Source organism: Candidatus Schekmanbacteria bacterium (assembly GCA_003695725.1).
Lineage (GTDB): Bacteria > Schekmanbacteria > GWA2-38-11 > GWA2-38-11 > J061 > J061.
The window spans coordinates 1-14210 of sequence record RFHX01000354.1; the positions used below are offsets into that span (position 1 = coordinate 1).

General features: G+C 35.9%; 13 protein-coding genes. 1 reads left to right on the forward strand and 12 read right to left on the reverse strand.

Annotated elements, in window-relative coordinates; genetic code table 11:
* The 3 genes from D6734_12780 to D6734_12790 all read right to left on the reverse strand — a co-directional run.
* Positions 1-679 (reverse strand): FAD-dependent oxidoreductase (locus D6734_12780; GenBank protein ID RMF92201.1); only part of this gene is annotated, 679 nt, incomplete at its 3' end.
* Between the two features lie 105 nt (positions 680-784).
* Positions 785-1423 (reverse strand): N-acetyltransferase, encoded by a 639-nt coding sequence (locus tag D6734_12785; GenBank protein RMF92202.1) that lies wholly within the window; start codon positions 1421-1423, stop codon positions 785-787.
* A gap of 18 nt (positions 1424-1441) precedes the next feature.
* Positions 1442-2473: a gfo/Idh/MocA family oxidoreductase gene (locus tag D6734_12790; GenBank protein RMF92203.1), complete on the reverse strand. Its 1032-nt coding sequence runs from the start codon at positions 2471-2473 to the stop codon at positions 1442-1444.
* A gap of 98 nt (positions 2474-2571) precedes the next feature.
* On the opposite strand from D6734_12790, the gene D6734_12795 reads away from it, so the two are divergent.
* On the forward strand, positions 2572-3705 hold the full coding sequence (locus D6734_12795; GenBank protein RMF92204.1) for a DegT/DnrJ/EryC1/StrS family aminotransferase: 1134 nt from the start codon (positions 2572-2574) through the stop codon (positions 3703-3705).
* 26 nt (positions 3706-3731) lie between these two features.
* On the opposite strand, the gene D6734_12800 is transcribed toward D6734_12795, so the two are convergent.
* The 9 genes from D6734_12800 to D6734_12840 form a co-directional block, all read right to left on the reverse strand.
* Positions 3732-4838 carry a UDP-N-acetylglucosamine 2-epimerase (non-hydrolyzing) gene (locus D6734_12800; protein RMF92205.1) on the reverse strand — a complete coding sequence of 369 codons (1107 nt, stop codon included), beginning with the start codon at positions 4836-4838 and terminating at the stop codon, positions 3732-3734.
* 21 nt (positions 4839-4859) lie between these two features.
* A complete protein-coding gene (gene hldE, locus D6734_12805) occupies positions 4860-6332 on the reverse strand; it encodes a bifunctional D-glycero-beta-D-manno-heptose-7-phosphate kinase/D-glycero-beta-D-manno-heptose 1-phosphate adenylyltransferase HldE (protein RMF92206.1) in 1473 nt (490 codons plus the stop codon).
* A gap of 54 nt (positions 6333-6386) precedes the next feature.
* A complete protein-coding gene (locus D6734_12810) occupies positions 6387-7325 on the reverse strand; it encodes a hypothetical protein (protein RMF92207.1) in 939 nt (312 codons plus the stop codon).
* A 130-nt stretch (positions 7326-7455) separates the two neighbouring features.
* Positions 7456-8580, reverse strand: coding sequence for a DegT/DnrJ/EryC1/StrS family aminotransferase (locus D6734_12815; GenBank protein RMF92208.1), 1125 nt, complete (start codon positions 8578-8580; stop codon positions 7456-7458).
* A 486-nt stretch (positions 8581-9066) separates the two neighbouring features.
* Positions 9067-10359: a hypothetical protein gene (locus D6734_12820; protein ID RMF92209.1), complete on the reverse strand. Its 1293-nt coding sequence runs from the start codon at positions 10357-10359 to the stop codon at positions 9067-9069.
* Between the two features lie 32 nt (positions 10360-10391).
* On the reverse strand, positions 10392-10823 hold the full coding sequence (locus D6734_12825) for a hypothetical protein (protein ID RMF92210.1): 432 nt from the start codon (positions 10821-10823) through the stop codon (positions 10392-10394).
* 30 nt (positions 10824-10853) lie between these two features.
* Positions 10854-11570, reverse strand: a complete 717-nt coding sequence (locus D6734_12830; GenBank protein RMF92211.1) for a DUF4405 domain-containing protein — start codon at positions 11568-11570, stop codon at positions 10854-10856.
* Between the two features lie 16 nt (positions 11571-11586).
* Positions 11587-12021, reverse strand: a complete 435-nt coding sequence (locus D6734_12835; GenBank protein RMF92212.1) for a Rieske (2Fe-2S) protein — start codon at positions 12019-12021, stop codon at positions 11587-11589.
* A gap of 116 nt (positions 12022-12137) precedes the next feature.
* A complete protein-coding gene (locus D6734_12840; protein ID RMF92213.1) occupies positions 12138-13925 on the reverse strand; it encodes a response regulator in 1788 nt (595 codons plus the stop codon).
* Between the last annotated feature and the right edge of the window lie 285 nt (positions 13926-14210).

A 14210-nucleotide genomic window follows, 5' to 3' on the forward strand; every position in this document is an offset into this window, starting at 1 on the left:
GATACAAACCCTTAAAAGGTAGCAAGAGATATTGTCTCCCAACTCCATACTGATGGGCAATTTTATCAGCATAAAGACCGGCGCAGTTAACAAGATATTTAAATGAAATTTCACCTGATGATGTCCTTACTCTTCTTTTGCCTATTCTTTTCAAATACTTTACACCAAGATTCACTTCAAAACCTTCTTTTCTCTTTATTCTATTTGCAATATCTATCAAAATCTCTTTAGGATTTATAGAAGAAGTAGAAGGAGAAAAGAGTGCTTTACGAAATGTCCTTGCATTTGGTTCGATTTCAGACAATTCTCTTTCATCAATAACTTTTAAAGTTACGCCATTCTTATCCCCTCTCCTTTTAAGCTCATCAATCAGTTCAATTTCTTTTTCATTTTTTGCAACTACAACCTTACCACAGCGCAAAATAGACAATCCATTGCTAAGACAATAGTTTGTAAGAAGACGATTCCCTTCTGCTGTAAATTTTGCCTTCAAGCTGTCTGCAGAATAGTAGAATCCCGCATGTATGACACCAGTGTTTCGTCCGCTTGCATGAAAGGCAAGCTCATTCTCCTTGTCTATGATTATTACTTTAAGAGAATCAAAATGTTCAGAAATTTCCTTGGCAATTGATAGACCTGTAATGCCAGCACCCACAATCAATATGTCGCATTCATTCATTTAACTTAATCCAAAAACAACGCTATAATTCTACTATGAAAGAAAATGAGCAAAAAATACTTTTTTCTTATATTTTTTATCCTGAAAAAATAAAACAAAAGATGGCTATTTGTACGGAGAGTCAATCAAATTATAAGGACATCGAAATTCATCAATAGCTTTTATAATCTTTGCAGGATTTCCTGCCACCACCTTTCCAGCAGGCACATCTTTTACGACAACAGAGCCGGCTGCAACAAAACAATGTTCTCCCAATTCCAAATCCGGCAATATAGTCGAGTTTGCACCTATAATCGCATTTTTTTTAACAATTGCCCCTTTTAAACATTCCTTTACCTTAGGACAGAGAGGATGAAGAGCGTTGGTAAAGACAACATTAGGACCTATCCAAACACCATCTTCAAGCTCTGTATATTCAGGAATAAAAGCCTGTGTATGAATCCTTACATTATTCCCGATTTTTACATTGTGCTCAACTACTGAAAGAGTGCCAATGCTCACATTATTTCCTATTTCATTCATCTCTCTTATATTGACTTTATTCCCTGTTTGAAAATTATTTCCAATTTTATTTCCCGCATAAATAACTGTATGAGAACGAATTACAGCATTATCGCCTATAATTGTTTTCAATTCCCCTTCCCTCTTTCCTCTTGGTATTGCGCCTATAACTGCATAATCTTCAACGGTACAATTCTTCCCCAGTACTACTCCTTGGTAAATAACAGCATTTTTACTGATCATTTTCTTTCCCTGTATTCATTAAAATTTCCATTTCATCCACTGCGTTTTCTTTATCGTGCCACCTTCTCTCAATGAACTTTCAGCAGTTTCAAGGACATTCACTACACGAATGCCATTAAGCCCATCTGTTAGCGGTTTTTCCCCTTTTTCTATACATTCTATGAAATGTTCTGTTTCAATCCGCAATGGCTCGCTATTGTCAATCTTGGGAATATATATATCTCCTGCCCGAGGTCTAATTATATAATCCTGAATGCCTCCATCAGTCGCCAGTGTTGTTTCAAATCCTTTATCATAAATTTTTATCCTTCCTTCATTATCAAGGTCATCGTAAATAATCATCTTTCTTTCACAAACGATTGTTGTTTTTCTAATCTTAGAAGGGTCAAGACAGCTTATATGAAGATGAGCAATGATGCCCGAAGGGAATTCCAAATACATAAAAACCACATCTTCCAATTTATTCCTTACAAAGGATTTTCCTATGGCTGAAACGGCTATAGGGAATTCTTCAATCAAATACAAAAAGATGGAAATATCATGAGGTGCGAGATTCCACATTACATTGACATCATCTCTAAATACTCCCAGATTAAGTCTTGCTGAATACATATATAGCGCTTTCCCAACATCTGTTGTGTTTAAAATCTCTTTTAGCTTTCTCACTGCCGGGTTGTACTCAAAGGTATGGCCTACCATAAGAATAAGATTCTTTTTTTCTGCAAGCTCATTGAGTTTTTCAGATTCTTCTGTTGTAAGAGAAAGAGGTTTTTCTACAAGGATATGCTTCCCTGCTTCAAGAGCCTTTTTAGCCATTTCATAATGAGTCGAGGCTGGTGTAGCAATTGCAATAGCATCTGTCTCTGCAGATGAAAGAAGGTCGTCAAAATCATTGGTCCCTCTAATCGACGGATATTTCCTTAAAACTTTTTCAACCTTACTGTTGTCCATATCACAACAGTAATCAACTTTACAACTGGGATTTTCATAAAAATTTCTGATGAGATTGGGCCCCCAATATCCGCACCCTACTACAGCAACTTTTATCATTTGCCTTTATTCTCCATTAAGATTAGTCTAATATTTCTATTATGTTATCTGAAAAAAATAGTAGAAGCAAATTGTTGCTCAATTTAAATTATTAAAATATGAAAGTCCCTTTTACTGATCTTAATGCGCAGTATCAGTCAATTAAGAATAAAATAGAAAAAGCAATTTCTGCCGTAATAGAAAATAGTTCCTTTATAATGGGTGAAGAAGTAGAACAATTCGAGAAAGAATTCGCCCATTTCTGTGAAACAAAATATGCCGTTGGAGTAGGAAGCGGCACTGATGCGCTTTATCTTGCCTTGAAATCTTGTGGAATCGAAGAAGGGAAAAAGGTAATAACAGTACCGAATACTTTCATTGCCACAACCGAAGCAATAACACTTGCAGGAGGTAAAATCCTGTTTACTGATATCGATGAGAAAAGCTTTAATATTGACCCCCAAAAACTTGAAGATGTATTGAAGAAAGAAAAGAAAAAACATTCTGCAAGCAATCCATTTCCATCAGCCCTTATTGTCGTCCATCTTTACGGCACTCCTGCCGAGATGAATTCAATTTGCAGATTAGCAGACAAATATGAACTAAAAGTCATCGAAGATGCCGCACAAGCTCATGGAGCAAAATACAAAGGGAAAACAGCAGGAAGCATTTGTGATGCAGGGGCATTTAGTTTCTTTCCAGGAAAGAATTTAGGCGCTTATGGAGACGGCGGCGCCGTTACAACGAATAATCCGCAAATTGCAGAATATATAAAAATGGCTCGAAACCATGGGAGAAAGGAAAAATATATACATCAATTTGAAGGCATAAATTCGCGTTTAGATACAATTCAGGCCGCAGTCCTTAGAGTAAAATTGTCATTTCTAAAAGATTGGAACGAAAGAAGGAGAGAAATTGCCAAAAAATATCTTGCAAATCTAAAAGACATTGAAGAGTTGACTCTTCCTGAAGTTTATAAAGATATCGATTCAGTATATCATCTCTTCGTTCTAAGACATAGAAAAAGAGATAAACTTCGTGAGTATTTGGCAAAAAAAGGAATTACCACAGGAATACATTATCCCATTCCACTTCACCTTCAACCTGCATATAAACATCTCGGATACAAAAAAGGAGATTTCCCTGTGACTGAAAAAATTGCTGAGGAAATACTAAGTTTGCCTGTATACCCGGAAATGACAGATGAAATGATAAATTATGTATCCGATACAATTCACAAATTTTTCAAATGAACTATTTGATCGATGTAATGACTCAGTTATAATTTTTCCATAACAGAAACAATTCTTTGCGACGCCTTACCGTCACCGTATGGATTATGAGCACGAGCCATTTTAAGATAATATTTTTTATTGTTGATCAGTTTGTTTGCCTCATCTTCTATCTTTCTTCTATCTGTGCCTACAAGTTTCACCGTCCCGGCTTTGAGCGCTTCAGGCCTTTCTGTTTTGTTTCGCATAACCAAAACAGGTTTGCCTATGCTTGGCGCCTCTTCCTGTATACCACCTGAATCAGTAATTATAAAATAGCTTTTGGACATAAGATAGACAAAGGGGAAATAATCGAGCGGTTCAATAAGCTTAATATTATCGATATTTCCAAGTATTCTTTTGACAGGCTTTTGGACATTTGGATTGAGATGCACTGGATAAACGATTTCTATATCTTTATTATTCGAAAGAGACTTCAATGCGGTGCAGATGTTTTCAAAACCTTTTCCAAAATTTTCTCTTCTATGTCCTGTGACAAGTATTACCTTTTTATTAAAATCAATAATTTTCAATTTGCTTGGTATCCTTTTCTTCTTTTCAACCTTACCAATCGTATAAAGAAGTGCGTCGATAACAGTATTTCCTGTTACATATATCTTTTTTCTCGATATACCTTCTCTGATAAGATTTTGCTTGGATTCTTTTGTCGGAGCAAAATGTATTGATGCAATTGAAGATGTAAGACGCCTGTTTATCTCTTCAGGAAAGGGCTGATAAATATCATTAGTGCGCAGGCCCGCCTCAATATGTGCAACCGGAATTCTTTGATAAAAAGCAGCAAGCGCCGCAGTAAAGGTTGTCGTCGTATCGCCTTGTACAAAGACAAAATCGGGCTTCTCTTTTCTTAAAACAGGTTCTATCGAGGAAATTAGACGGCTTGTTATCTCCTCCAAACTTTGGTTTTGTCTCATCAAGTTCAAGTCATAATGAGGCTTAATTTTGAACAGAGATATGACTTGGTCAAGCATCTCTCTATGCTGTGCAGTAACACAAACTCTAACCTTATACTTTTTACACTCCCGGAGTTTCAAAATGACAGGAGCAAGCTTGATAGCTTCAGGTCTGGTACCAAAAAGAAAGAGTATTTTTTTCATATCGAATTATTTAAAGATACATTATGAGGCATTATTGCCATATTGAGACAATATCTTCTTTATTATATTGGTTGTTGATAGGCCTTTGACAACTTTGACAAGTTCCACTCTACCTCCGTTTTTCTCTACAAATTCAGCACCCACAACTTCATTCTTACTGTAATCACCACCTTTCACAAGGACATCAGGTTTTATCTTCTTTATAATATTCATCGGCGTATCATCGTCAAAAAAGGTCACATAATCAACACAGGAAAGCGCCGAAAGGATTTTCGCCCTTTCCCCTTCACTGATAAGCGGCCTGTTTTCTCCTTTGATTCTCTTTATTGAAGAATCAGTGTTTATAGCAACTATAAGGATATCACCAAAGGCTTTAGCTTTTTGTAAAAGATATATATGTCCCATATGAAGGATATCAAAACAACCATTTGTAAAAACAATCTTTTTACCTTTCCTTCTCAGTTTTGATATTATTCCTTCAATCTCATCGACATCTATAATTCTTTCCTCTCCATAATCACCATCAATTCGGGAAAGAATTTCATTCTTTGTTGCAACTGAAGTTCCAACTTTTTCAACTACAATGCCGCCTGCTATATTAGAAATCATAGCAGAATCTTCCGGAGGGAGTCCTGAAAACAATGAATAAGCAAAAGCCGCAACAACCGTATCGCCTGCACCGGAAACATCAAAAACCTCAAGTGCACAAGATTTAAAGTTGAATTTCTTATTTCCCTTCAACAAAAGAGTCATCCCATCACTTCCTCTTGTAACGAGTACGGCTTCGCTTCGAAGCTTTCTCTGTAATTTTGAAAGTGCATCAGTTATATTTTTTTCAGAATCACATCTGATATTTGTTGCTTCCTCAAGCTCTTTTAGGTTTGGAGTGACAACATAACATCCCCTATACTTCGAATAATCTTTCCCTTTCGGGTCAACAATCACTCTTTTACCGCAAGCACTGGCAAACTTTATAATCTTCTGAATAGTTTCTTCATCTACTGTGCCTTTATTATAATCAGAAATGATCAGACCATCTGAATTTTCAATCTCCTTTTTCACGAGCAAGAACATTTTCTGTCTGTGAAATGCATTTATATTTTCTTCCGGCTCGTCATCGATTCGTACGACTTGCTGATTGTGGGCTATTATCCGTGTCTTAGTAATCGTCTTGATATCCTTTGATGATATCAAAGGTGAACATTTAGCTCCCTTCTTTCTCAATAGTGAAAGAAGTTTACTTCCATTTGAGTCTTTTCCAATGATTCCTGCAACTGTTACCTTTGCACCCAATGAGGCAAGATTATTCACCACATTTGCCGCACCGCCCGGTGCATTTTCTTTTTTCTTGATTTTAACGACTTGGACCGGGGCTTCAGGTGATATTCTATCAACTGTACCCCAAATATACTCATCAAGCATCAAATCGCCTATTACCAAAATTCTTGGTTTTCTACGGGCAAAAAATTTTTCTTTTATTAACTGAATATTCAAAACATTTATTCCTTATGATGATAAAAAGAGAAATTTCATTTCTTTCAATTAATTTTAAATTTTAAAACCCAATTTTTCTCTCAAAGCAAAATAAAGCAGTGGAAAAAGTATCTCATACTGCGAAATTAGATTAATCCCCTCTCCACCTCGTGCAGTGGGCCTTTTTATTACATTCGTCAAGGGCCTATAATGAGGAAGCATATCGATATTGACAGCAAGAAATTTATCAACTTTATAGCCCTTATTTCTGCAAAGTGTAATTGCTTTTAAGAAAACTTCAGGCAAAACGACGGCAGAACCCATATTAATCCAAACTCCGCCTTCAAGTTGCGAAACTCTTTCAGCAAGAATCCTAAAATCTTTTAAGCTTGCTTCTCCAATATCGGCTCCCTTAGCAAGAGGATCCATATGGACTATATCAGTGCCAATAGCTACATGGACTGTAGCAGGCACACCTGCCTTTAATGATTCAGCTAATATGCTCATTTTACTATATTTATTTTTGGAGGAAACAATTAGTTCTCCAAGAGCTTCACCAAACCCCTTTTTTTCTTTTGCAGCTTTTTCTGAAGCATGTCTTAAAGCGTCTGAAGTCTCTTTTGCCATTCCAAATTCTCCCTCTTCCAACCCTTCTGCCACATCTTCCGATGTTGCGCCTATCAATGATATTTCATAGTCATGTACTGCACCTGCGCCATTCATTGCCACACCAGCGATAACTCCATTTTTTATAAGGGATATCACATAGGGAGAAAGTCCACATTTTATGACATGAGCGCCCATTGCAAAGTAAACGGGGTTTCCCCTCTTTACACTCTTTGATATTTGGTCAACCACCTTTTTGAAACTTCGAGCCCCTAAAATATCCGGAAAAGAATCTAAAAGAGAAGAAATTTTGTTTTCTTTTTTGATTTGGGCAAAATTTTTCAAAGAAACAAGATTCTTTCTTCTTTTGATAGAACTTTTTTTGACAGGTCTTTCTTCAAATTTCATTTCTCAATTACACCAGATTCATTTTTTTTATTTTTAAAAGCTATTATAATAGTGGAAAGTCCCTAAACAAAATAAATTTTTGAAAATTATTCTTTATTAGGTGCTTTACAGGAAACAAGCAAAACTTCAATTATTGTTTCAAGGCGTCTTTTATTGCCTTGATAACAGCTTGCTGCTCTTCATCTTTTAATTCAGGAAAAATCGGAAGAGCAAGCACCTCATTAGAAGCCTTTTCAGACTCGGGAAAATCCCCTTCTCTATAGCCCAAATAGGAAAAACATTTCTGAAGATGTAACGACAGAGGATAATAGATTCCAAATCCAATATTTTCTTCCTTGAATTTTTCTATTATTTTCTCTCTTTCTGATGACCTTATTACATATTGATTATAGACATGATAACATTTCTCATCCTTAAAAGGAATTTCAACAATACCAGACAATGCCTCGTCATAGTGCACAGCTATCTCTCTGCGTCTATTGGTCCATTCTTCAAGGTACTTCAACTTAACCAAAAGCACTGCTGCCTGCACCGTATCGAGACGGCTATTTATACCAACCGAAGTGTGATAGTATCGCTTTTCTTCTCCATGCACTCTCAACATTTTTATTTTTTCTGCAATACTTTTATCATTTGTAACGACCATTCCTGCTTCTCCAAAAGCTCCGAGATTCTTTGTAGGATAAAAGCTTAGTGCACCTGCTGAAGAAAGAGAACAGGACCTTCTGTAAGAATTTTTTTTGACATCTTTAAAACTATAACCCGCTCCTATCGCCTGAGCCGCATCTTCTACTACAATCAATGAATGTTTATTTGCAATTTCATTTATAGCCTTCATATCTGCACATTGTCCATATAAATGGACCGGCATTATGCATTTAGTCTTATCTGTAATTTTATCCTCTATCAATTCAGGATTTATATTGAATGTTTTTGAATCGATATCGACAAAAACCGGTTTTGCACCGAGACGGACAATTGAAGAAACTGTCGAAAAAAAAGTAAAGGGAGTAGTAATGACTTCATCACCTTCACTGATTCCAATTGCCATAAGCATCAGAAAAATTGCATCTGAACCAGAACCGACCCCTACAGCATAATCTGTATTGCAGAAATCAGCTATTTCCGCTTCAAGCTGCGTGACTTCTTCTCCAAGTATGAGCTTCTGGCTTGAAAAAATTGGATTTAGAATATCAAAAATTTCTTTTTTGATATTCTCATATTGTCTTGTTAAATCAAGAAAAGGAATTGACAAGTAAAGCCTCCTTGATTTTTCAAAAACATTTACTTAAACACATCTACTATAATTATCACCACAGAGAAGGGTCCTTCAATAGCAAGGAATGGATTAAGGCTGTAAAAAACCAATCAATAGATTGATTTCACCACAAAATTTTATCCCATCCATTTAAAAACTGTGTAAGGTGCCATTCACGTAACTTAATCTTTGCACTTTGACAACCGACTGAAACAGGAAAAAAACCTACAAATTAACTTCCTCTTTAGAAAAAACATTTTTCTATCACTGTTATACAAGGGTTTTAATAACACATTAGCACAGCCGATGAGAGAAAAAATGCGCTTTCTATTCTCAGCTAATCTCCTACTTCAGCAATTAATGAATTTGTTAAACAATAAGCACCTTTAAAAAGACACCATCCTTTTTAATTCAGTGTTTTCTCTTATCACTAAATACAACTAATAATAAAATATCAATAGCATACCATTGTGAACTTAACAATTACTGTTCACCCATTCTTTGTTTCTGTTCGTATTCAATTGTTACCATTCTTAACTTTACATAAAGTAGAATTATAATTATTGTAATAATTATGAGATAATAAATAAGATTAGTTTTTCTAATGGCTAAATTCTTTTTGAATTCTCCAGTTATCATTTCTACCTTATTTACATTTTCAACAATCTTTGTATTTAGCTCTGCAATACGCTGTGGTGACAGCGAATGTGTTAAGGGACCAATTTCCTTATAATAGGTTTCTGCTTCATTCAACAAATCTTCAATATCTTGGTTGTTTCGTCCAGAAAATTCTATGCTCTTATATTCAGATTCTGCTTCATCAATCTTTGCACGGGTATCAAGAATGAGTGTATAGATATCTTTTGCCAATTCAGTAACTTCTGGACTTTGATGGCATGCGCCGCAATGTCCTGCTTCAACTCCCTGAAACATTTCAGGGGTTAGCGCCTTATTTCTATGGTTACCGTGACAATCATAACACTTTGGACTTCCTGTTTTTTTCAAAGATTCGTAGTGAGGGCCTTGTTTAAACTTATCGACAATAACGCCATGACAGTTTCCGCATACATCGGCAATATCTTTTATTCCCGGTGGAGTTGCTCCATGATTTCCGTGACAAGATGCGCAAGTGGGAACAAGAGAAGGATTTTTCCCTTCAATCTTACCCTTTAATATTCTTCCATGATAACCTTCCAAATAAAGTTTATACTGATCTGCCTTTATACCGTATTGACTCATCAATTTCTCATCGGCATGGCATTTAGCACAGGTTTCAGGAACATTGGTATGATAAACTGATGATGATGGATCACTTATCTTTTTTATATTATGTTTCCCATGACAGCTTGTACAGACAGCAACATTGCCATCGCCTTTTGCCAATCTTTTTCCATGAATGCTTGTTTTATATAAAGCATATTGATCAGTTCTAAGGTTATATTTTTTCATTCTAACTGGATCCGAATGGCATTTAGCACAGAGCTTTGGAATATCTTTTCTATCAGGTACACCTATAAATCCCTTTGCTTCATACATTGCCGCATCCATATCTTCAGCTTCCATCGGATTTCCACCATGGCAGTCCTGACAATAGATTTCTTCTTGTTTATGCACACTCGTTTCCCACTCAATCACTGCTTTTTGTGCTTCTCCATCAAGGCCCCTATGACATGAAACGCAACCATTATCTTCAGCTTTTGATAATGGTAAAAATATTAAAAGAAATGTTAAGACAAATAATGGAATCAAATAGACATCTTTTTTATTATAATTCATTTTCTCTTTTCCCCTTCTTAATTGCTGTTATATCAGGAAACATATCCCCATATTGTTAAAGCAATAAATGATAAAACTCCAATTATTCCCAAAAATGTAGCAAAAGGACGACGTTTAGGATGTCTTTCCGGATTCTTATCAATAAAAGGAAAAAAGACAAGAAGGGCAAAGACTATTCCCTGTCCTAATATGCCAAGTGTTTTGGGAGCCCACTGGCCTAAAAAATCCAGATATTCTGCAACCTTTAGAAACTGATATGCGGCAAGGAAATACCATTCTGGTTTTATATGCTCAGGTGTAGTAAATGGGTCTGCCGGAGGCTCCATCGGTGCAGGAAACAAAGTTGCAAGTGTTATTAGACAACCAAAAACAATAAAAGCAACAATCACTTCTTTTAATAAATGGTTCGGGAAAAAAGGAATACCTTTTTCTTCTTTTTTATTATTCATATTATTTTCATTCATTTTTTATCCTCCTTATAGGGAGAAGAGCTCTTACAAGGGCTCAGAAATTCCCTGTTTTCGTATCATCAAAAAATGCGCCAAGAGAAAAACAGCAATAGTTGCAGGGAGAATCAACACATGAATGGCAAAAAATCTTGTCAATGTAGCTTGTGTTACATCAGTACCTCCCCTTATAAGCATCTTTATCAAATCTCCAACTATAGGCACTGCACTTGGAATTTCTGTGCCAACGGTGGTTGCCCAGTAGGAAATTTGATTCCATGGAAGAAGATATCCCGTAAATCCAAATCCTAATGTAAGAAGAAGAAGGACAACACCAGTGACCCAATTGAAATCCCTTGGAGCTTTATAAGCGCCATAAAAGAAGACTCTCAACATATGTAGAAAAACAAAGACCGTCATCAGGTTTGCCGCCCAATGATGGATTCCTCTCATCAGCCATCCGAAAGGCACATTGTTTGTTATATGCACTACGCTTTTATAGGCAGCAGCTGTAGTGGGCTGATAATACATCAACAATAAAACACCGGTAAATGCTTGAATTACAAAGAGTAAAAAAGTAATGCCTCCAAAACAAAAAGTCCAGTTCACATGTTCTCCAACCGGCTTTTTTAAATTCTTCTCAAGCGCCTCTCTTATACTCAATCTTTCATCGAGCGGTCCATAAACAAAACCGGTAAGAGTCAATAAACTGACTATTTCTCTAAAACTTCCCCGTTTTTCTAAATCCTTATCTTTATCTTCCATTGGTTCCTTAAACCTCCTATCCTATTTTTATTATGTCGCCCTTTATTTCGGCTCTATAACTTTGCAAAGGTTTTGGAGCTGGACCTCCTATAACATTGCCGCGAATGTCAAATTTTGCTGCATGGCAGGGACATTCAATCAATTGGTCTCCTTCATGCCAATTGACAAGACAACCAAGATGAGTGCATACAGCTGAAAGAGCAAAAACACCCTCTGATGTTCTTATGATAATAGCCGGTTTCCCTTCATATCTTATTTTTCTTGCCTTTCCTTCAGGGACATCAGAAAGAGGAATTGTAACAGATTTACCTCCAGCTCCGATTGACTTTTTAGATGGCCATAAATAAGCCAAAGTCACATAGGCAGTCAAAAATGCCCATGCACTAACAACAAAGCCAATTATATAATCGATAAATGTTCTTCTTCCAAAAATACTCTCATTCTTTTCCACAGCTACTTCACCTCCTTATGTATTAAGGTTAGCTCCTCGATTCTTCATTCCTGACAATTTTTTTAAGCGTGCCTCATACAATTTTTTTTTCAAAAAGTCTATAAACTTTTTTGTTTTCAAAAAATCATTTTTTTGACTTCATTTAGATACTCTTTCGATTTGTCCAGCAATGCAAGCGCATAATCAACATTATGGACTCCCTTAGAAAATTCGATAAATTCGGCATTATATTCAGCATCCTCAAACAACTGTTTTGCCCGCGAAGAAGACCTTTTGATATAAGGCCGCAACTGATTGAGATTTCTTTTGACCTCTTTCAATTCTGAATTAACAGAATCTTTCCATTCAGCAAGCATTCCACGATAATCTTCTCCATGGCAATAGATACATCCGTTTTCAGAAGGTTCAAGAGTAATTCCTCTAAATTCTAATCCATTTTTTGCGTTTGGATTCTTTCTTTCAACATGACAGCCAATACAGTCAACTTGAGCTATAAACATCGGACTTGGCATATTTTCAACACCTCTTCCTCCAACCCCCATATAAAGCTTTTTTTGTCCATTATGCTTTTTCTGATGACAGATATCACAGCTGTAATCCAAAGGTTTAACTGTTGTTTTAACATTATGTTTTATTTCTGTGTGGCATCTCGTACATTCCACTTTTTTATCAGTAACATGCTTTTTATGAAGGAAAGCAAAGTCATCATATTTTTCAAGCCGTTCCGGTTCCCCATGGCAGGTGACACAAAATTCCTTAGGGACTTCACCTTCACCTTTTATGACCTCAAGATGACACTTTTGACAAACAACCCCTTTACCAGCAAAATCCTGATGGTTGTATGTAATTTCCTCAAATTCTATATCCTGCTTAGGTATTTCGTGACAAATAACACATTTGGCTTGTGTATTCCATAATTCAGGATTCTTCTCCAGCCCATTAAAATGGCAAGTAAAACAGGTTGTTTCTGTAACTGAGATATGAGAGCCCTGCACAATTTGTGAATGGCAGGATGTGCATCTAAGTTTTATTCCGCCTCTCATCTGTGTTAGATGTGGCGTATGATCAAACACTATTCCTTTCTTAAACAAAACCTTACCTCTTAATAATCTAGTAGCATGACATCCTGTCCGTAGGCATGATGCATCCTCGATTTCTGCGTAAGGTTTAGTGCTGTATGTGCCAGTCAGAAATTTTGCAACTTGGCTTACGGCTTGAAATTTTCCTTTAATCTCTTCCCTGAATCCGGGAGGATAATGACAATCTACACAAGGCACTGCTTTATGCTGAGATTTCTTCCACATATCATAATAAGGCTTCATTATATGACAGGATTTACAAAAACTAGGGCTCATACTATATTCAAGAAAAGCAAATGAGAATATTAGAAATGCAACAAATACAATTGCTATGGCATAATAAAATCTTCTCCCAATATGAAGCACATCATCTTTGCCAACAGGAAAATGTATCCCAATAAAATCTAATGCTCTTCTCCACCATTTTGCAGATTTTACTGTTGATGTTTTAAGGATTTCGTATCTATTTATCTGATGTTTTATTGCTGATACAAATTTATTCAAATTTATTGGTTTTGCGAAATAATCTGCTGCGCCTGATGAAATGATTTCACTCGCAGAATTTTCTACTACACCTGAAGCTACGATTATCACTCTTGAAAAGGGACTTAACTTTAAAACTTCACGCAATACTTCCATACTGTTTCTATCAGGAATGTTATAATCAAGAATAATAACGGCAGGTGTTTCAACTGCTACCTTTTTCAGTGCTTCATTTGCTTTCTGGAAAGTATCAAATTCAATTCCTTCACCTTCTAACCTTGTAGCAACACTCTTTAAAAACGCTTCATCTGAATCAACAATGTAAACCTTCTTCATCTTCATCTCCTAGACTTTTTCTCATTCTCATACACATTAAACTTCTTCCAATATACATGTTTTGAAAGAAAGATGTCAATAAACAGCTTTCCTTAGAATAGTTTGCAATTATTATGCCAACCAACAAAGAAAATCTTTTTTTCATCAACTATTTGAAATAAAAGGATATTTTAGTGATTTTAAAAAAATGGGGAAAAATATAAACTCTAAGTATGAGACATTATGTCAAATTAGAAAGGACATTTAAAGATAATAAAGAGAGTTATTTGCTACAAATGATTAGGTTGATAA